Annotated in this window: 22 protein-coding genes; 14 read left to right on the top strand and 8 right to left on the bottom strand. The window is 38.4% G+C overall.

What is annotated here, in order from left to right; genetic code table 11:
* Positions 1-1,428 (bottom strand): chromosomal replication initiator protein DnaA, encoded by a 1,428-nt coding sequence (gene dnaA / locus ACFOSX_RS01005; RefSeq protein ID WP_386096117.1) that lies wholly within the window; start codon positions 1,426-1,428, stop codon positions 1-3.
* A gap of 203 nt (positions 1,429-1,631) precedes the next feature.
* Here dnaA and ACFOSX_RS01000 point away from each other — a divergent pair, with 203 nt between their 5' ends.
* Complete coding sequence (locus ACFOSX_RS01000) at positions 1,632-2,039, top strand: acyl-CoA thioesterase (protein WP_386096115.1); 408 nt, start codon at positions 1,632-1,634, stop codon at positions 2,037-2,039.
* On the opposite strand, the gene ACFOSX_RS00995 is transcribed toward ACFOSX_RS01000, so the two are convergent.
* The 4 genes from ACFOSX_RS00995 to ribD are packed head-to-tail and all read right to left on the bottom strand — an operon-like array spanning position 2,034 to position 5,113.
* Entirely contained in the window at positions 2,034-2,642 is a 609-nt protein-coding gene (locus tag ACFOSX_RS00995; RefSeq protein ID WP_386096113.1) for an IMPACT family protein, read from the bottom strand. The two genes, ACFOSX_RS01000 and ACFOSX_RS00995, sit on opposite strands and share 6 nt — an antisense overlap.
* Positions 2,642-3,505 (bottom strand): EamA/RhaT family transporter, encoded by an 864-nt coding sequence (locus tag ACFOSX_RS00990; RefSeq protein WP_386096111.1) that lies wholly within the window; start codon positions 3,503-3,505, stop codon positions 2,642-2,644. The genes ACFOSX_RS00995 and ACFOSX_RS00990 overlap by 1 nt, the downstream gene beginning before the upstream one ends.
* Positions 3,502-4,119 (bottom strand): HAD family hydrolase, encoded by a 618-nt coding sequence (locus tag ACFOSX_RS00985; protein ID WP_386096109.1) that lies wholly within the window; start codon positions 4,117-4,119, stop codon positions 3,502-3,504. The genes ACFOSX_RS00990 and ACFOSX_RS00985 overlap by 4 nt, the downstream gene beginning before the upstream one ends.
* Positions 4,106-5,113 carry a bifunctional diaminohydroxyphosphoribosylaminopyrimidine deaminase/5-amino-6-(5-phosphoribosylamino)uracil reductase RibD gene (ribD, locus tag ACFOSX_RS00980; RefSeq protein ID WP_386096107.1) on the bottom strand — a complete coding sequence of 336 codons (1,008 nt, stop codon included), beginning with the start codon at positions 5,111-5,113 and terminating at the stop codon, positions 4,106-4,108. The genes ACFOSX_RS00985 and ribD overlap by 14 nt, the downstream gene beginning before the upstream one ends.
* A 140-nt stretch (positions 5,114-5,253) precedes the next feature.
* Between ribD and ACFOSX_RS00975 the strand changes: the two genes are divergently transcribed.
* The 5 genes from ACFOSX_RS00975 to ACFOSX_RS00955 all read left to right on the top strand — a co-directional run bounded on the left by ACFOSX_RS00975 (position 5,254) and on the right by ACFOSX_RS00955 (position 10,040).
* Entirely contained in the window at positions 5,254-5,745 is a 492-nt protein-coding gene (locus tag ACFOSX_RS00975) for a GNAT family N-acetyltransferase (protein WP_386096105.1), read from the top strand.
* Between the two features lies 1 nt (position 5,746).
* Positions 5,747-6,613 carry a peptide chain release factor N(5)-glutamine methyltransferase gene (prmC, locus tag ACFOSX_RS00970; RefSeq protein ID WP_386096103.1) on the top strand — a complete coding sequence of 289 codons (867 nt, stop codon included), beginning with the start codon at positions 5,747-5,749 and terminating at the stop codon, positions 6,611-6,613.
* Positions 6,610-7,200, top strand: coding sequence for an LOG family protein (locus tag ACFOSX_RS00965; protein ID WP_386096101.1), 591 nt, complete (start codon positions 6,610-6,612; stop codon positions 7,198-7,200). Before prmC ends, ACFOSX_RS00965 begins: the two co-directional genes overlap by 4 nt.
* Complete coding sequence (ligA, locus tag ACFOSX_RS00960) at positions 7,201-9,195, top strand: NAD-dependent DNA ligase LigA (protein WP_386096099.1); 1,995 nt, start codon at positions 7,201-7,203, stop codon at positions 9,193-9,195.
* Positions 9,196-9,305: 110 nt separating this feature from the next.
* Positions 9,306-10,040 (top strand): hypothetical protein, encoded by a 735-nt coding sequence (locus tag ACFOSX_RS00955; protein ID WP_386096097.1) that lies wholly within the window; start codon positions 9,306-9,308, stop codon positions 10,038-10,040.
* On the opposite strand, the gene ACFOSX_RS00950 is transcribed toward ACFOSX_RS00955, so the two are convergent.
* From ACFOSX_RS00950 to ACFOSX_RS00940, 3 genes are all read right to left on the bottom strand, one after another.
* Positions 10,037-10,414: a DoxX family membrane protein gene (locus ACFOSX_RS00950; RefSeq protein ID WP_386096095.1), complete on the bottom strand. Its 378-nt coding sequence runs from the start codon at positions 10,412-10,414 to the stop codon at positions 10,037-10,039. The genes ACFOSX_RS00955 and ACFOSX_RS00950 overlap by 4 nt on opposite strands.
* 67 nt (positions 10,415-10,481) lie before the next feature.
* Positions 10,482-11,393, bottom strand: coding sequence for a metallophosphatase (locus ACFOSX_RS00945; protein WP_386096093.1), 912 nt, complete (start codon positions 11,391-11,393; stop codon positions 10,482-10,484).
* A gap of 2 nt (positions 11,394-11,395) precedes the next feature.
* Positions 11,396-12,154, bottom strand: coding sequence for a 5'-nucleotidase C-terminal domain-containing protein (locus ACFOSX_RS00940; protein ID WP_386096091.1), 759 nt, complete (start codon positions 12,152-12,154; stop codon positions 11,396-11,398).
* A 71-nt stretch (positions 12,155-12,225) separates the two neighbouring features.
* Here ACFOSX_RS00940 and ACFOSX_RS00935 point away from each other — a divergent pair, with 71 nt between their 5' ends.
* The 8 genes from ACFOSX_RS00935 (at position 12,226) to ACFOSX_RS00900 (ending at position 19,751) form a co-directional block, all read left to right on the top strand.
* Complete coding sequence (locus tag ACFOSX_RS00935; protein WP_386096089.1) at positions 12,226-12,744, top strand: DUF6913 domain-containing protein; 519 nt, start codon at positions 12,226-12,228, stop codon at positions 12,742-12,744.
* Positions 12,745-13,623 carry a 4-hydroxy-tetrahydrodipicolinate synthase gene (gene dapA / locus ACFOSX_RS00930; protein WP_386096087.1) on the top strand — a complete coding sequence of 293 codons (879 nt, stop codon included), beginning with the start codon at positions 12,745-12,747 and terminating at the stop codon, positions 13,621-13,623.
* A 114-nt stretch (positions 13,624-13,737) separates the two neighbouring features.
* Positions 13,738-14,538, top strand: coding sequence for an outer membrane protein assembly factor BamD (locus ACFOSX_RS00925; RefSeq protein ID WP_386096085.1), 801 nt, complete (start codon positions 13,738-13,740; stop codon positions 14,536-14,538).
* 11 nt (positions 14,539-14,549) lie between these two features.
* Complete coding sequence (locus ACFOSX_RS00920) at positions 14,550-14,879, top strand: DNA-directed RNA polymerase subunit omega (RefSeq protein WP_386096083.1); 330 nt, start codon at positions 14,550-14,552, stop codon at positions 14,877-14,879.
* Between the two features lie 6 nt (positions 14,880-14,885).
* Complete coding sequence (coaBC, locus tag ACFOSX_RS00915; RefSeq protein ID WP_386096081.1) at positions 14,886-16,097, top strand: bifunctional phosphopantothenoylcysteine decarboxylase/phosphopantothenate--cysteine ligase CoaBC; 1,212 nt, start codon at positions 14,886-14,888, stop codon at positions 16,095-16,097.
* Positions 16,090-16,980 (top strand): type IX secretion system protein PorD, encoded by an 891-nt coding sequence (gene porD / locus ACFOSX_RS00910; protein ID WP_386096079.1) that lies wholly within the window; start codon positions 16,090-16,092, stop codon positions 16,978-16,980. The genes coaBC and porD overlap by 8 nt, the downstream gene beginning before the upstream one ends.
* Before the next feature lie 58 nt (positions 16,981-17,038).
* The gene (recN, locus tag ACFOSX_RS00905) at positions 17,039-18,691 is read left to right on the top strand and encodes a DNA repair protein RecN (RefSeq protein WP_386096077.1); all 1,653 of its coding nucleotides are present in this window, start codon (positions 17,039-17,041) and stop codon (positions 18,689-18,691) included.
* 247 nt (positions 18,692-18,938) lie between these two features.
* Complete coding sequence (locus tag ACFOSX_RS00900; RefSeq protein ID WP_386096075.1) at positions 18,939-19,751, top strand: enoyl-ACP reductase FabI; 813 nt, start codon at positions 18,939-18,941, stop codon at positions 19,749-19,751.
* Positions 19,752-19,842 lie beyond the last annotated feature (91 nt).

The following is a 19,842-nucleotide window of genomic DNA, read 5'->3' as shown; positions in this document are numbered from 1 at the left end:
TTACATAGACAGCTTCTTCGCCAAATCCTCAACATACTTACGGAATTGCTTGTCCGTAGAAGACAAATTGTCTACGGTCTTACAAGCGTGTAATACCGTAGCATGGTCGCGTTGCCCGATTTGAGAACCGATACTCGCCAAAGACGCTTTGGTGTACTTTTTGGCAAAGAACATGGCCAATTGTCTGGCTTGTACAATATGACGCTTACGTGTTTTGGATTGTAACGTGCTGACATCCATCTGGAAATAGTCAGAAACTACTTTTTGAATATAATCGATAGAGACTTCACGCTTCGTATTCTTAACGAACTTCTCAACGATGTCTTTGGCTAAGCCAAGTGTGATTTCTTTTTTATTGAACGAGGATTGCGCAATTAATGAAATGATAGCACCTTCAAGCTCGCGCACATTGGTTTTAATATGCTTGGCAACGTATTCTACAATATCGTCTGGCATTTCAACACCATCACGATACAATTTGTTTTTCAAAATAGACACTCGTGTTTCAAAATCTGGACTCTGCAATTCGGCAGATAAGCCCCACTTAAAACGGGAGAGTAAACGTTGCTCAATATCTTGCATGTCTACAGGCGCTTTGTCACTGGTTAAAATGACCTGCTTTCCATTTTGGTGCAAGTGATTGAAAATATGGAAGAACACATCTTGCGTTCCTGTTTTTCCTGAGAAGAATTGAACATCATCAATAATCAATACATCGATGATTTGATAGAAATGGATAAAATCATTTCTGTTGTTCTTCTTAACCGAATCTATATACTGTTGCGTGAATTTTTCAGCAGAAATATAAAGCACGGTTTTTTCAGGATACTTGTCTTTAATATCCACACCTATAGCGTGTGCCAAGTGTGTTTTCCCTAAACCAACACCACCAAAAATCAATAATGGATTAAAGGATGTGCCACCAGGTTTGTTGGCTACAGCAATACCGGCGTTTCTGGCCAAACGGTTTGAGTCACCTTCCAAAAAGTTTTCAAAACTATAACTTGGATTCAGTTGGGATTCAATCTTAACGTTTCTAATGCCAGGAATGACAAACGGATTCTTTAATTCAGGATTCTTATTATTGAAGGGCACATCAACATCTTGGGATTTCACCGCTGTTCTGTTAGAACTTGGGATTTTCTCCGTAAACGGTTGTTTGTTCCCATAGGTGTTTTCCATCTTAATGACATAAACCAATTTGGCGTCTTCACCAAGTTGCTTGGTCAAAGCTACTTTAAGGATTTTTACGTAGTGCTCTTCTAACCACTCATAGAAAAATTTACTGGGTACTTGGATGCTCAACGCATTGTTTGAAAACTTTACGGCTTTAATGGGTTCAAACCATGTTTTATAGGCTTGGGGTTGTATATTATCTTTTATAAAAGAGAGACAATTGCTCCAGACCGATTGAGCCGTTACATCCATAGTATTTATTCCGATTTTCCTGTTAGTTGATTATGGCAAAAAATAGAGGACTGGAAATCCTCTGTGCATATCTTTTGCCTGACAAATATGTGAACAAAAAATTTAAAAAAAAAATCAAATTCAATAGAATTTTCAGAATTTTTTGTGCATGTTTAATTTTGAAATCTGTACAGTAATTTTTCTCACAAAAACCATCTAATATAATGAATATAAATGAAACCGAAATCAGGGTACGTTATGGCGAGACAGACCAGATGGGCGTTGTGTATCATGCCAATTACGCCCAGTACTTTGAAGTCGGGAGAACGGAGTGGTTACGACAGTTTGGGATGACCTACAAAAAAATGGAAGAAGATGGTATAATGCTACCTGTAATTTCATTGTCTATAAACTACAAAAATTCAGCACGTTACGATGACCTTCTTAAAGTGAAAACTAGCCTAAAAAAAATGCCAACGGCGAGTATAGAATTTGATTATGAACTGCTCAATTCTGAAAACCAAATTTTGGCAATTGGGCATACAAAATTGGCGTTTATCAATATGGCTCAGAATCGTCCTACGCGATGCCCAAAATACCTTTTAGACAAATTGCAGGATTCTTCGTTATAATTCTGTGAGTTTTATATCGTGATAAGCCTCAAATGCGGTTTTTACATCTTTGGATTTGCTTTTTCTAATACTAATTTGCATTTCGCAGGCTAATTCTAAAGTTTGGGATTCTATATGAAGTTGCTTTTCTTTTATGATGCGCATTACATTATTCATGTCCTTGTAAGCAAACTCAATTCTAAAATGTGTGTCAATGGTTTTTTCAATGATTTTAGCCTCATCCAAACTTAATTGCGCTACCGTTCTGTAAGCGTTAATAAGTCCACCGACACCCAATTTTGTACCTCCAAAATAACGAACAACGGCTACCAATACATTAGTGACATCGTAGGATTGAATTTGTCCATAAATCGGTTGCCCCGCACTATTGTTAGGTTCACCATCATCATTGGCGCGGTATTTTAAGGCGTTACCATGTCCCAGTTGATAAGCATAGCAACAATGGCCAGCTGAAGGATGTTGGCTTTTAATGAGTTCCAAAGCTTCTTTTACAGCATCTTCGGAAGTCACAGGAACGGCAAATCCATAAAACTTACTATTTCGGTCTTTAAACAGAATCGGTTCGGTGGCTTTGGCTATGGTTTTTAAAGTGTCTTTTTCCATTAAGCCAGTGTGATTAAGGTTATGGACACCAATGCCAAACCAATACCCATCCAATTGATTTTTGAAATACGTTCCTTAAAAAGTACCAATCCAACTAAGGTTGAAAAGGCTACAATCGCGACGTTGTTTACCGTGAATATGGTGGAACTTTCGAGGCCTTCAAATTGAAGGGCTTTCAAAAGGAAGTAGATGGAGCAGTAATTTATCAAGCCTAAAGCAATACCAAATGGAATGCTTTTTAGTTCGAATTTCATATTCTGAAAAAGCATCTTGTAGACAATAATTGCAATACCAATGAAACCTGCAAAACCAAAAATAGTGCCTGAAAACACCGGAATACCGTTTTCTGCAACATAGGTTGTTTCCAGATATTTTATAGAGGTATCGATAACGCCCGACCCAAAAAACAACAAAATTGGTAGCAGAAGTGCTTTGCCCAATTTGGCATCCGATTTTGGTTTTAAAGAACTCAAGTATACGGCCAAAAGTGCTAGCACAATCCCGATGAGTTTTTGAGCCCCCATACTTTCCTTGTAGACATATAGCCCGAAAATGACAGGAATCACAACGCTCATTTTACTCGCCACCGAAGCCACAGATAGTCCATTGCGTTGGGAGGTCAAAGCGATAACATTAAAAATGGCAATGAACAAAAAGCCCAAGGCAACTGCACCGTAAAACCAGCCGGAACTGGTAATGGCATTTAAACTTATCTCGCCATCATAAATCAGGAATCCCGTAAAACAAGCCGTAATGTAATTCATCACAATCACCTGAAGTGTGTTTATCTTGAACGATTTTAGCGTTCTAAACAATATAAAAATCCCAGTGGAGGAGAGGATGCTTAGAATTAGGTATATCAAAACAAGTCGGATTTAACTTTGAATACGTCTGCAACGTCTTCTAGGGTTTCATCAATATTCCATGTGTGCAAACCCAATCGCTCGGCCATATCAGTATTGTCTTTGGTATCGTCAATAAATAGGCATTCCTCAGGATTTAGGTGGTTTTCGTTCAGCACAAATTTATAGATGTCAGCATTTGGTTTCCGTAAACGAATTTCGTGCGATAGGTAGAAGACATCAAAACAGCGTTTGAACTCTTCATAAAACGGCACATTGTTCTTTATATATTGAATATGAAGTGCATTGGTATTACTCAGCAGAATCAATTGATATTGACCTGAAGCTTTTAGATTTTGAATAAACTTAAGCCGATGTTCAGGAAAATCCCTGATAATATAATTCCAAGCATATACAATCTCATCCTGATTCAAATTCGGGAATTTCTTCTGATAGAATGCCAAGAATTCCAAAGTAGAAATGGCACCAATCTCATAGGCAATGTTAGTTTTAAGCATGTCGTCTTCAAATTCTATTAAACCAAAAAGTTGAAGCGCATTGTCCATAGCGCCTTGCTTATCTAAATTGATAAACACATCGCCAAAATCGAATATGAGGGTATTAATTTGGGGCATAATAGTTTAAGGTGTCGGTTGCTACGGTAGTTGATTCGGTAAGTTGTCCGTTCAACTTTGGGGCTTGTGTGCCGTCATTCAATATCATCTTGCTTGTAAAAACACGTGCTTCATCCCAAAGTTCTTCGTCTATAAAGGTTTGAAGGGTTTTTGCGCCACCTTCTATAATCATAGAATTGATGTCGTTTTTATGCAATGTGTTGCAAATTTGTTCGGCAATGTTTGGCTTTTTCCAATCCAGCGCATTTGAATCCAAATGAATCGTTTGGGCTTCATTATTAAAAACTGCATAAGATTTATCTAAACGATTATTAGGGTCTAACACTACCCGAATCGGATTATTGCCTTTCCAATCGCGCGCAGTCAACATCGGGTTGTCTTCAATAATGGTATTTGTTCCTACTAAAATGGCCTGTTCTTCCGTACGCCATTTGTGGACGAGCTGTCGAGACACTTTACTCGTTAGCCAAACCGGCCGATTGTGGTCTTTGGTTTTTGGAGCGATGTAGCCGTCTTGGGATTGTGCCCATTTCAATATAATATAAGGACGCTTTTTATTATGAAAGGTGAAAAAGCGTTTATGATGTACTTTGCATTCTTGTTCTAATACACCAACGGTGACATCGATACCAGCATCTTTTAATTTGGCAATGCCTTTTCCAGCGACTTTTGGATTATCATCCACACAACCAATCACCACTCTTGGAATGCGATGTTGAATAATAAGGTCAGAGCAGGGCGGGGTTTTCCCAAAGTGACTGCAAGGTTCTAAAGTGGCATATAACGTCGCTTTCTCCAGAATGCTTTTGTTAGGTACATTGTTGAAGGCATTCACTTCGGCGTGAGGTCCACCATAAGGACTGGTGTAGCCTTCGGAAATAATTTTACCATCCACAACAATGACCGCACCAACCATTGGATTTGGGCGTGTAGTACCCAGGCCTAATTTGGCGATTTCTAGGCATCTAGACATATATGTGTTGTGGTTGGTCATTTTCTTAAGACACGAATTGTACTAATTTTCACTAATCCACATCGTTTTATTTGTGGGAATTCGTGCAATTCGTGTCTCACATTGTATTACTGTTTTCGTATCTTCATCCCGAATTTAAGCTGTAAAAATAAGACAATAAAGTGAGTTCAACAGACCCTATAATTCGAGAGATTCAAACCGAAGACAATCCTAAAATCGCGGAGGCCATAAGAGCTGTACTTATTGAGATGGGCGTACCCAAAGTCGGGACGGCTTATGAAGATGCATCGTTGGATATGATGACCGAAACCTATAATGCAGACCGCAAAGCTTATTTTGTGGTAGAAGAAAACGAAGCCATTTATGGTGGTGCGGGCATTTCACCTTTGGACAATTTTGAAGGCAATGTGTGTGAACTTCAAAAAATGTATTTTATGCCTCAAATTAGAGGCCGTGGTTTGGGTGCAAAAATGATGGACAAATGCTTACAGTTTGCAAAAGACGCTGGCTTTGACCAATGCTATCTAGAGACTATGCCGTATATGGACGATGCAAGAAAGCTCTACAGAAAAGTTGGCTTTACGGCCTTAGAAGCACCAATGGGCGATACTGGGCACTACAACTGTTCGGTATGGATGATAAAAAATTTGTAGGGTGCTTTTTAGTGATATCCAAAACATATTTCAGAAAGACCTTCAGAACCTTTTTCCAAAAGAAGAAATTGACCAGTTTTTCTTCATGCTGGTGGAGCATTATTTCAATATAGCGCGAATTCAACTCCACCTGGACTCTGAATTGACAAGTTCCAAAGATGAACAAGAGCAGTTATTTTCAGCCTTAGACCAATTAAAGGAAAGCGTCCCAATTCAATATATTCTTGGTGAAACTGATTTTTACGGCTTAACCTTCAAGCTGTCTGAAGCCACATTGATTCCACGGCCAGAAACTGAAGAATTAGTCGATTGGATTATAAAGGACAATACGTCGCATTCAAATCTGAAGGTTTTGGACATCGGAACGGGTTCGGGCTGTATCGCCATTGCTTTGGCAAAGCATCTCGAAAGCGCATCTGTATCAGGTGTCGACATAAGTTCGGAGGCCTTAAAATGTGCAGAGGTCAATTCAAACTTAAATAATACCAAGGTTCAATTTTCAAAATTCGACATTTTGAATGCTGAAAAAGATGCTAATTTCACTGAACAATTTGACATTATTGTGTCCAATCCTCCTTATGTTCGGGAGTTGGAAAAAGTAGAGATTCAGCCTAATGTTTTAAATCACGAACCGCATTCGGCTTTGTTTGTTTCGGACGATAATCCATTGGTGTTTTATGCGAAAATTTGCGAATTCGCTGTTGAAAACTTAAAACCAAATGGGCAATTGTATTTTGAAATTAACCAGTATCTTGGACAAGAAATGATAGCCCTTTTAGAACTTTTTGAGTTTGAAAACATTGAGCTCAGAACCGATTATTCGGGCAACGACAGAATGCTAAAAGCCATAATACCAATCCACATTTGAAACCATTAAAAAGCCTTGCCGTCTTCTGCGGTAGCAGTACCGGAAACGATGACGCCATAATTCAGCAATCCAAAGAATTAGGTCAAACCATGGCCAAACGTAATATGACTTTGGTTTACGGAGGTGCCCAGATTGGTATTATGGGAACGGTGGCAAAGGCCGTTCTAGATAACGGCGGAAAGGCCATTGGCGTGGTGCCTTATTTTTTGAGTACCAAGGAAATTGTAAATTCTAACCTCACCGAACTCATTGAAACCAAAACCATGCACGACCGTAAAGTGATAATGTACGATAAAAGTGATGGCTTTCTAATTATCCCGGGCGGTTTCGGGACGATGGATGAATTTTTTGAAATCGCGACCTGGGGCCAACTCGGCTTACATACCAAACCGATTGGCATATTGAATTCCAATGGCTATTACGATGCGCTGATTTCGCAATGCGAAACTATGGTCGCTAAAGGATTTCTGCCCGAAGCTAATTTTAAAGCCATTCAAACCGATACCACAATTGAAGGCTTATTAAATAAAATGCAGAATTTTACGCCACTACCAGCGCCAAAGTGGTTGAAAAAAGATAGATTATAAATGATTACCGAAGCATACATCAACGGTCTTAGAGACGAACTCCGCAAACACAATTATAATTATTACGTGTTGGATAAGCCGACCATAAGTGATTTTGACTTTGACAAAAAGTTGAAGGAACTTCAGGCGATTGAATCCGCGCATCCAGAGTTTTATGACCCAGATTCGCCAACCTTACGTGTTGGCGGTGCCATAACCAAGAATTTTAAAACCGTTGTGCATGATTATCGAATGTACTCGTTGGATAATTCCTATTCCAAAGACGATTTGTTAGACTGGGAAAAGCGAATCAAAAAAATGGTGGATGGGGAGGTTAGCTACACCTGTGAGTTGAAGTATGACGGTGCCTCGATAAGCCTTACCTATGAAAACGGACGATTGCTTAGAGCCGTGACTCGTGGCGATGGTGTACAAGGGGATGATGTCACGGCGAATGTAAAAACTATCAATTCTGTGCCCTTAAAGTTGAGGGGTGATTATCCACAACGCTTCGATATCCGAGGGGAAATTGTATTGCCTTTTGAAGGCTTTAATGCCATGAATGAAGCACGAATGGCCAATGGCGAAGAACCTTATCGAAACCCAAGAAATACAGCCTCTGGAAGTTTGAAACTTCAAGATAGTGCGGAGGTCGCTAACCGTCCCTTGCAGTGTTTGTTGTATAACATAAAATCGGATTACCGGTCAATTACATCGCAATTTGAAAGTTTGGAAAAAGCCAGAAGTTGGGGATTTAAAGTACCATCTGAAGCCAAATTGGCAACATCTATCGATGAAGTTTTGGAGTATGTGAATTATTGGGATGAAGAACGTCATAACCTTCCGTATGAAACTGATGGCGTAGTTATAAAAGTAAATAGCTTAGACCAACAAGCGGAACTTGGATTCACGTCTAAAGCTCCACGTTGGGCAATGGCCTATAAGTTTAAGGCAGAGCAAGTTTCTACAGTTTTAAATGAAATTACTTATCAGGTTGGGCGAACAGGAGCCATTACGCCAGTGGCCAATTTAGAACCCGTAGAATTAGCAGGGACTATCGTAAAACGTGCCTCATTGCATAACGCTGACCAGATTGAAAAACTGGACATTAGAGAGCGCGATACGGTTTATGTAGAAAAAGGCGGGGAAATCATCCCAAAGATTACTGCGGTGGATTTAAGTCAACGCCCTGCAGATTCTAAGCCAACCCAATATATTACTCACTGCCCAGAATGTGCAACGGAATTACAGCGTTTAGAGGGCGAAGCTAAGCACTATTGCCCAAATGAAGCCTCGTGTCCACCGCAGGTCATTGGACGTATTCAGCATTTTATTTCTAGAAAGGCTATGGATATTGAAGGTCTTGGCGGAGAAACGGTTGCGCTTTTGGTTAATGCCGGCTTGGTTAAAAATTACGCGGACCTCTACATCTTAAAAAAAGAAGATATTTTACCGCTAGAGCGGATGGCAGAAAAGAGTGCAGAGAATCTAATTGAAGGCGTACAGGCCTCTAAAACTATTCCTTTTGAACGTGTATTATTTGCCCTAGGTATACGTTTTGTTGGGGAGACAGTAGCAAAGAAACTTGCCAGACATTATAAATCCGTCGTGAATTTAAGTCAGGCGACAATTGAAGAATTAACGGCTGTCGATGAAATAGGTGAGCGCATTGCCCAAAGCGTTGTATCATTTTTTAATGACGAAGCTAATACAGAATTAGTGGGTCGATTAATTACTTATGGCCTTCAATTTGAAGTTGAAGAAAAAGTCGTAGAAGGGCAAACTGATAGACTTGCAGGAGAAACTTATGTGGTTTCTGGCGTATTCGAAAGCGTTTCCAGAGACGAATTGAAAGCTTTGATTGAGAAAAACGGCGGAAAAGTGGGTTCTTCTATTTCATCCAAGACGTCTTTTTTAGTTGCGGGCGATAAAATGGGCCCGAGCAAACGTACAAAAGCCGAAAAGCTTAATATTCCTATCATTTCAGAGGAGGACTTCTTATCGAAAATTCGGTAATCAGAGAAATTACTTACTAAATTTTATGTATTTCATCGATTAAACGCAATAAAATACGATTAATTGTAATTTAATTCTATATTTGTCATTGCTATTTAATTCAATATGTGATGATTATCAATAAATTACTCAAAATAATCACCTTAGCACTTGGCGTAGCTTATGTTACGGTACAAGCTATGGAGTTAGAACATATCGGTTTAGGATTGAGTTCTTTAGCCTTGATTTTAATTCTAATCTTATATTACAGGGTGGTTAAAGAGAAAAAGAAATTCTTTTTTGCCTTCTTGGTGTGTTTCACTGTTTCCCACATTTCAGGATTTATCAGTTACTTTTTTATTTTAGACTATAATGATATTGACTATATGTATTATATAGGGAATTTGCTATATATACTTTCCTATGCTTTTTTGATTTTCCAAATATTGTACCCACTGAATTTTAGAACTATTATTTCAAAATTCGCAGTATCAATTTTTATCCTTTTGGTATTGGATATATTCGCTGTGACATTGGTAACGGAAACTGCCCAAAGTGCATTGGAGATTTCAGAATATGTTATGGAATTCTTTTATAATGCCGTTATAATGGTGCTTTTGTCAGTAGCTCTTATCAATTATATGTACAGGGACGACAACAAATCCATGTTGTTTTTGGTCGGTTCTATTTTTATTTTCTTTTCCGAAATTATTATGTTGGCGGATTTTTATATTGCCCAAAGTCAATATTTAAGCGCTACATATTCTGCCTTTTTGGTTATGGCTTTTCTATTTTTATATCTCCAGTCTCGATTACAACATACTGGTCCGGTCGAGGAATACGTAGAAGAGGGTATAAGTGCCTAACTGAAAAAAGGAGACTCTTTTCTATAGTAAATAAAAGTTGCTAAACTCAGTAAAAATGTAGCTACTGCAGTGTAGAACAAGACGCCACCGTCACCTTTAACGTCTATACCTAATTGTGTGAGATGCATAAAAATGGCACCTGCCATTAATCCTGTTGCTAAAAGTGCTCCCATCCAAATGGTTCTAGGGATAAGTAATAAAATACCAGCAATCAATTCTAAAACACCAATACCTAATCTTCCGTAAGGTTCTAAGCCAACCGTTTCAAATATGTAAACAGAATCTGGATGTGCTGTAAATTTGAATCGCAACGTTTGAATTAATATCACTGCAATTGCAATACGTAGGATAAGAAAAATGGTTTTAGTTTTCATGATGTTTTGATTTAAGTTAGTAGTTGAACTAATGGTCGTATTAATTCAAATAGCATTACACAGATGTTTAAACCAAAATCGTTCGGCTATGGCATTCTGGTGCTTTGCCCTCTTCAAAATAAAAGTCGAGTCGTCCGAGATATAAACCGTAACATCCCACTTGATTCACTAAAACATTCTTTCCAACGCTGTTTTTTTCAATCGTTGGTTTTGGTAAAAAGGTGTGGGTGTGACCACCGATAATTAGGTCTATATCTTTTGTGGCTCTCGCTAAATTAAGGTCACTCACACGGTCTGGACTACTTTTGTAATAATAGCCGATATGTGAAAGACAAATCACTAAATCGCACTGCTCGGTTTCTTTGAGCTCGCGAGACATGTCTTGGGCAATTTCAATAGGGCTGTGGTATACAGTTTCCTTATACATGTTTTTATCTACCAAGCCTTCAAGCTCAATGCCGACACCAAAAACACCAATCTTAATACCGTCCTTTACAAAGATTTTATAAGGTTTTACTTGGCCATCCATAACGGTATTGCTGAAGTCGTAATTAGCGGATACAAAATCGAATTTCGCATGTGGTAATTGGGCATAAAGTCCGTCAATGCCATTGTCGAAATCGTGATTTCCAATAGTAGCCACATCGTACTTAAGCATGCTCATTAGTTTGAACTCTAATTCGCCACCGTAATAATTAAAGTATGGTGTACCCTGAAAAATATCACCAGCATCAAGGAGTAAGGTGTTTGGATTTTCTTTTCTAATCGCTTCTACCAAACTTGCTCGTCTTGCCACTCCACCTTTGTTGGCGTTTCTGCCGTCATCTGGCCCAAAAGGGTCAATGTGACTGTGAACGTCGTTGGTATGTAAAATGGTTATGTGCTTTGGTTTCGACGCAAAGGAAAGCGTATTTAATCCACCAAGACTTGCTAGTGCCATGGCTGAGGTGGATTGTTGTATAAATTGACGTCTTTTCATGCTTAGTTGTTCAGTTTGGTAAAACGGTCGTCTCGGACAGGTTGTAGCGTATCTATCTTTTTAAAGTAGTCGATAAGGACATTTCGGATTTTATAATCCAACACATACAAACTATCGTTGGGGTGGAAGAAAGTCATTCTATCGCCACCGTTGTATAAATAGTCGTTAGTAGCGACGTGATAGGTTTTATCGAGATTAAGAGGCTCGCCACCAATCAAAACTTCATTCACAGTGCTATCTGAATTAAGCGTTAGCTTCATGCCCGAAATAGGTTGCGCTTTAGTACTTTCTCTTAAGTAATCCACCATCAATTGTACTTGTTTCCCTGGAAGCTGAACGACCACCACTGAGTTTTCAAACGGCATCACTTCATAAGCCGTTCGGGCCGTGATATCGCCTTTGGAAATGATGCTTCGTATTCCGCCATAGTTTAAAATAACCATATCAATGTCTTTTCCTGTACGTTGTTTAAACACAGGATTCGATTCTTGTAAAACCGCATCGGCCATAAAATTCCCGATGGCAGTATTGTACTCGCCGTTCGTCTTAGAATACGTTAGAGGCGCATAGGCAATAACGCTGTCTAAATCGTTGTTGACATGGTCTCTAAAGGGTTTTATAAAGGCTTCAATGTCTGGGTCGCCAACAAGACTGTCGGAAATGGATAAGCGTTCGCCCTTAATTTTATTGAGATGAACCTCTTGTTTACAAGCAAAAATGCAAAGGATAATGAATAGTGGAAATAATCGTTTAATAAGCATGGAATAACTTCTAGATTCTTAACAAAAAGTTGTGTCCCCTTTTGCTAAATTTGCACAAAGGTTAAAGATAAATGATTTTAAAAGCATTTAAGGAAAAATCCAATCAAAAATATGTTGAAGCCCTACTGAGCGCTAGGACGAACAACGTTGGCACCAATAAAGTGGTGTCTATTGGAGTGCTTTTAAATGCTGAGGAATTTGATAACCAGGAGGCATTTCAGAAATATTTTAAAGCCTTGGAGTTGCATTCACCAAAGCATAAAATCTTAACCTATTCACAAGATGATTCTGTTGTGCATTCGCAATGGGATACCTTTTACGGCCCAAAAGATTTTGGCTGGAAAGGAAAGATAAAAAGTCTCGACTTAGAGACCTTTATTGATACGGATTTTGATGTGCTGATTTGTTATTATAAAGCAAATACTATAGAATTGAATCAAGTGGCCGTAATGTCCAAAGCTGAATTGAAGGTGGGACTATCTAACAAAGACGAGCGATTATACGATTTGATTATTGATGTAAAACCATCGCAATTTGAAGTCTTTAAAACAGAATTTAAAAAATATTTAACCATACTAAATAAATTATAAATGAACCAATTCATTGGTACGGGTGTTGCCTTGATTACACCATTTAACGCAGATTTATCAATTGATTTTGAAGGCCTTTCAAAATTAGTAAATCACAATAATGAAAACGGTACAGAATACTTAGTTATTAGCGGTACAACGGGTGAAAGTGCTACGATTACGTTTGAAGAAAAACAGGACATCGTTAAGCACATTGCCAAAGTCAATAACAAGCGCGTGCCATTGGTTTTAGGGATTGGCGGTAATAATACAAGTGCGGTTATTTCAGAAATTGAAGCGACGGATTTATCAGAGATTGACGCCTTACTTTCCGTATCGCCATACTACAGTAAACCAACACAGGAAGGCATTTACCAGCATTTTAAAGCTGTATCTGAAGCCTCACCATTACCCATTATTTTGTATAACGTTCCTGGGAGAACATCGTCTAATATGCTACCCGAAACAACCTTGCGTCTAGCTCGGGATTTTGAAAATGTCATCGCAGTAAAGGAAGCTGGAAACAAAATGAGTCAATATTTTCAATTGATAAAGGACAAGCCAGAAGGATTTCATATCATATCTGGTGATGATGACCTTGCATTACCAGTGGCGCTTGGTGGAGGCTCAGGCGTGATTTCAGTGATTGGACAAGCTTTCCCAAAGTTATTTTCACAGATGATTAGAGATGGTATCGCCGGAAAAGCAAAAGAATCGTTTGATGCGCACTACAAATTGATGGAGGTGACGAGTCTTATTTTTTCTGAAAATAATCCAGCCGGAATCAAAGCAGTATTAGACAGCCTCAACATCACTAAACCACATGTGCGTTTACCCTTGGTTGAAGCGTCGGACGCGCTGAAAGCCAAAATCAAAAACGAAGCCCAAAAAATCGGCTAAAGTTAAAGTTTCTTTAAAGCGAGATGTAGTGCTGAATAAGCCCCTATTTTAGCATGCAATATTTGTTTTTAAAATCCGTTTATAATGCCTACTTTTGCATCCTGTTTAAAATTTATGAAGAAATTAATTTATAGCCTTTTAGCCTGTGCGGTTTTGGTGTCTTGCAGTGATTTTCAGAAAGCCTTAAAATCTGAAGATACGGCAATGAAATTCAAACTCGGAACAGAATATTACGATGCAGGGAAGTGGAACAAAGCACATCGCTTATTTGCACAGATTGTCCCTAACTATGCAGGGAAGCCACAAGCGGAGAAATTGATGTATATGTACGCTATGACGTCTTACAATATGGAAGACTACTTTACTTCGGGATACAGGTTAGAGCGTTTTGTAAGTTCATACCCATCAAGTGAAAAGCGCGAAGAAGCGTTGTTTTTGTCGGCAAAAAGTTATTACGAATTGTCACCAATTTTTTCAAAAGAGCAGAAAGAAACAATTGAAGCCCAAGAGAAGTTGCAATTGTTTATCAATGCCTATCCTACGTCTCAATATTTGCCTGAAGCGAATAAGATGATTAAGGAACTCGATTTTAAACTTGAAAAAAAGGCTTTCGAAATTGCAAAACAATACAACACCATTAGGGATTATAAGGCTTCTGTAAAGTCATTCAATAATTTTTTGTTGGATTTCCCTGGAGCGACTTTAAGAGAAGATGCTTTGTTTTACAGGCTTAAAGCGGAGACCAACTTGGCAACAGCGAGTATTGAAGCATTAAAAGAAGACAGAAAAGAGATAGGTATTTCCTACTACAATGCCTTGGTAAAATCCTTTCCAAATACAAAATATTTGGATGAGGCCAACGAGATGAAGGCACAGTTGGAAAACCTTCAGATTAAAGAAGATTCAAAAAAATAATTAATATAGAAATGGATTTAAAAAAGACCGATGCGCCAGTAACTACGGTTACTTACAATAGAAATGAGATTGATGCGCCAACAGATAATATCTACGAGGCAATTTCTGTAATTTCTAAACGTGCTGAACAAATCAATACAGATATTAGACGTGAGTTGATTGACAAATTGGAAGAATTTGCAACTTACAACGATAGTTTGGAAGAGATTTTTGAAAACAAGGAGCAGATTGAAGTCTCTAAGTTTTACGAAAAATTACCGAAGCCACACGCTTTAGCTGTAAAGGAGTGGTTAGACGGACGTATCTATCATAGAAATACTGAGGAGCCGACTCAGGACTAAGTTTCAATGTCTATTCTAAAAGACAAAAACATTTTACTGGGCATCACTGCGGGCATTGCCGCCTATAAGACAGCGAGCCTGGTAAGATTATTCATAAAAGCGGGTGCCAACATTAAAGTAGTGATGACACCCGCTTCTAAGGATTTTATCACCCCACTCACCTTATCCACCTTATCTAAAAACCCCGTTTATTCTTCGTTTACTAGTGAAGAGGACGAAAACGAAGTGTGGAATAATCACGTAGAATTAGGCCTTTGGGCCGACTATTTTGTTATTGCACCCGCAACGGCAAATACCTTGTCTAAAATGGCCAATGGTGTTTGCGACAATCTATTGATGGCTACGTATTTGTCAGCTAAATGCCCTGTGTATTTTGCGCCGGCGATGGATTTGGATATGTACAAGCATCCTTCAACTAAAAATTCATTTGAGAAATTACAATCTTTCGGAAATGTAATGATACCAGCTACTAGCGGTGAATTGGCTAGTGGATTAGTAGGTGAAGGACGCATGGCAGAACCTGAGGATATCATTGATTTTATTGAAAAGGATATTCTTAAGCAATTGCCCTTACGTGGCAAAAAAGTACTGATTACGGCTGGTCCAACCTATGAAGCCATTGACCCGGTGCGTTTTATCGGTAATCATAGTAGTGGTAAAATGGGTTTTAAAATTGCCAACGCCGCCGCTCAATTGGGCGCTGAGGTGATTTTAGTTTCAGGGCCTTCAAAAGAAAAGGTGTCTCACAGTTTCATAGAAGTAATTCCTGTGGTCAGTGCTCAGGATATGTATACTGCGGTTCACGAGCATTTTGCATCTTGTGATATAGCCATTATGTCGGCCGCTGTTGCAGACTATAGGCCAAAAGAAATTGCGAACCACAAAATAAAAAAGAAGGAAGAGACGTTTTCCATTCAGTTAGAAAAAACAAAGGATATCCTTAAATCGGTAGGTGAGATTAAAACAAATCATGTTTTGGTTGGTTTTGCATTAGAAACCAATAATGAATTAGAGCATGCCAAGAGAAAACTAAAATCCAAGAATTTGGATTTGATTGTACTCAATTCCCTAAGAGATAAGGGCGCTGGTTTTGGTGTATCCACAAATAAAGTTACATTTATAACCAAATCTAACGAGGTTATTGAAAACGCGCTTAAGTCCAAAGCTGAGGTCGCTAAAGATTTAATGCAACTAATACTCAAAACACACTATGCGTAAGCTAGCATTACTGCTTGTAGCCCTTTTTGCTTCAATTCAAATTTTTGCCCAAGAGCTCAACTGTACGTTAACTGTGGTTGCCCAACAAACGGGGAATGACAATAATGTTGTGTTTAGAACCTTGGAGCGTCAGTTGACAGAATTTATAAACAACACAAAATGGACTAACAAAACCTACAAACCTTTAGAGCGCATTAATTGCAGTATGGTGATTAATGTGACGTCTTACGATAATGATTCGTTTAACGCCACGTTGCAAGTCCAATCCTCAAGACCGGTTTTTAATTCGTCTTATAAAACACCATTATATTCCTATAACGATAAGGACTTTCAGTTTCAATATTTAGAATTTCAGAATTTGGTTTACAATCCTAACCAATTTGAATCTAATCTGGTGTCGGTTTTAGCCTTTCATGTCTATATGATTTTAGGAATAGATGCAGATTCTTTTAAGTTGAATGGTGGTGACGAATACTTTGTACAAGCACAAAACATTACTAATTACTCGCAATCGGGTAATGCGTCGGGTTGGAAGTTGTCAGATGGGTTACAATCGCGCTTTGTATTAATAGATAACATGCTCTCACCAACTTTTAAGGAGTACCGTCAGACGATGTACAATTACCATATCAATGGATTGGATTTAATGTCTGAAGGCGCCAAAAAAGGCAAGGAGAATATTGCCATTTCCATTAATGAATTGTCTAAAATGAATTCTAGACGGCCAAATTCATTCCTGCTTCGTGTATTCTTTGATACAAAGGCCAATGAAATTGCGGATATTTTCAAAGGAGGACCAAATGTCAATGTTACTAAATTGATTGATATTCTCAATAAGATTTCGCCATTGAACGCTTCAAAATGGCGTCAAATAAAATTCTAGAAAATTTAAATCTTTTCTTTGCATATTGTAGCTTTGTGAGACACTCATAAACAGCACTGTGCTTCATTCACTTTCCATAAAAAACTATGCCTTAATCGATGAGCTCCATGTGGAGTTTAAAGAGGGTTTGTCTATTATCACGGGTGAAACTGGTGCAGGAAAATCCATTTTGCTGGGCGGTCTGTCCTTGGTTTTAGGTAAGCGTGCAGACCTTTCGCAGGTAAAGGACAAGACCAATAAGTGTATCATTGAAGCGGTTTTTAATGTGAATGGTTATACTATTAAACCCGTTTTTGAGCAATACGATTTAGATTACGAACCTTTGACGATTATCCGTAGGGAGATATTGCCTTCAGGAAAATCTAGGGCATTTGTCAACGATTCCCCCGTGAATTTGGAAAGTTTGGGCGCTTTAAGCAGTTACCTTTTAGATATCCATTCGCAACACCAAACCATACAATTGGTGGATGATACCTATCAATTTCAGGTGATTGATGCTTTGGCAAACAATTCGGTATTATTGACTGATTTTTCAGAAAAATTAAAAAATTTAAAAGGCTTACAACAGGAATTGATTGCTCTTCAGACTGAAAAAGCCAATGCCTTAAAAGAACACGATTACAACGCGTTTTTATTGAAGGAATTGACGGAGGCCCAACTGATTCCTGGCGAGTTGGAAGATTTAGAGGAGACCTACAATCAGTTGAGTAACGTAGAAACGATTTCTGAAAAGCTAAATGAATCCCAAGATATTTTGAATGCCGATGACCTTGGCGTGACGGAACGTTTAAATACTGTGAAGCGGAACTTGGGCAGTATCAGTGGATTTAGTAAAACCTATGAATTGTTTTACCAGCGTTTAGAAAGTGTTATCATTGAACTTTACGACCTTTCTGAGGATATTAATAATGCCAATGACAGCTTGCAATTAGACCCACAAGAATTTCAGAAAGTCTCCGATAAGTTGGAAACAGTGAATGGCTTATTGAAAAAACATATTGTGTCTACAACAGATGAACTTTTAGAAATTCAGGAAGCGCTTGAGCAAAAAGTAACGGCGACGACACATCTTGATGAAAAAATTGAAGGGATATCAAAGGATATAGTGCAACTAGAAAACGAATTGAAGACGACTGGTTCTACAATAAACAAAAATCGTAAGGTTGTTGTTCCTAACTTCATTAAAGAACTTCAAACTATATTGTCCGATTTGGGAATGCCCAACGCCCGATTTGATATTAAAATTGAAAAAGCAGAAGCCTTTAAGTTTAATGGTATGGACGAGCTTCAATTTATGTTTACCGCCAATAAGGGCTCTGACTTTACCGAGTTAAAGAAAGCCGCTTCAGGTGGAGAGTTAAGCCGTATTATGTTGGCTATTAAATCTATTTTAGCCAACTATATTAAGTTACCAACCATAATGTTTGATGAAATAGACACAGGAGTTTCAGGGGCTATTTCAAACAAAATGGCGTCGATTATGAAAACCATGAGTCAAAAAATGCAAGTATTTTCTATCACGCATCTTCCTCAAATTGCCGCTAAAGGCGATTGGCATTTTAAGGTTTTTAAAACAGATGTCAATGATAAGACTGAAACCCAGATAGAACAGTTGCAATATGATCAGCGTATTGTGGAAATTGCTCAAATGTTAGCGGGAAGTAAGGTCTCGGAATCGGCTTTGGTGCATGCTAAGGAATTATTGAATTAACATGAAAAATAAAAGGAGCTGGGAAATAGTCACATGTCTAGTTTGGATGACTTTCGGAATTGTTGCGGGAATAGATTATTATTCTAGAGAATCTTACGGCATCGTCATAGTAATGGCTATAATTACTTTAGTGTACACCGTAAGGCTAATCATGCTTATCATGGCTATAAAATAGCGTATTGAATTATTGAATTAGTACTATATTTGCTCTAATTATTCATACTAACCATTAGAAAAACTCATATACATGTATAATTTATTAAAAGGAAAACGAGGCATTATTTTCGGTGCTTTAGATGAAAATTCCATCGCTTGGAAAACGGCAGAACGCGTTCATGAAGAAGGTGGAACATTTGTTTTAACCAATGCCCCAATTGCCATGAGAATGGGTCAAATCAATGAGCTTGCAGAGAAAACAGGATCACAGATTATTCCTGCTGACGCTACCTCTGAGGAAGATTTACAGAACTTGGTAGAGCAGTCTATGGAAATTCTAGGGGGTAAATTAGATTTTGTATTGCATTCTATTGGAATGTCGGTTAATGTACGTAAAGGAAGACCATACACGGATCAAAAATATGATTGGACCCAAAAAGGAACTGATGTTTCTGCCATGTCCTTTCACAAAGTAATGTCTACATTGTACAAGGCCGATGCCATGAACAAGTGGGGAAGCATTGTGGCTTTAACGTATATGGCGGCGCAACGCGTATTCCCAGATTATAATGATATGGCGGATAATAAGGCATATCTAGAAAGCATTGCGCGCAGTTTCGGTTACTTTTTCGGTAGAGATAAAAAAGTTCGCGTCAATACCATTTCTCAGTCTCCGACACCGACAACGGCGGGTCAAGGCGTAAAAGGTTTTGACGGTTTTATATCCTATGCAGAGAAGATGTCACCACTTGGTAATGCTACAGCTTTAGATTGTGCAAACTACACGGTAACACTTTTTAGCGACCTTACAAAGCGTGTGACGCTTCAAAATTTATTTAATGATGGAGGCTTTAGTAACATGGGTGTAAGTGATGCCGTGATGGAGAAATTTACCGAATCTTAGCGGTTTAGGGATAAAAGAATGAATGTTAGAAAACTGCGTTGTGATTCATCGCAGTTTTTTTATGTATTTTGTCGCAATTAACGGTCGTATA

This window comes from Winogradskyella maritima (genome assembly GCF_042650215.1).
In the GTDB taxonomy this organism is placed as follows: Bacteria; Bacteroidota; Bacteroidia; order Flavobacteriales; family Flavobacteriaceae; genus Winogradskyella; species Winogradskyella maritima.
This window is presented reverse-complemented; position numbering and strand designations above follow the sequence as displayed.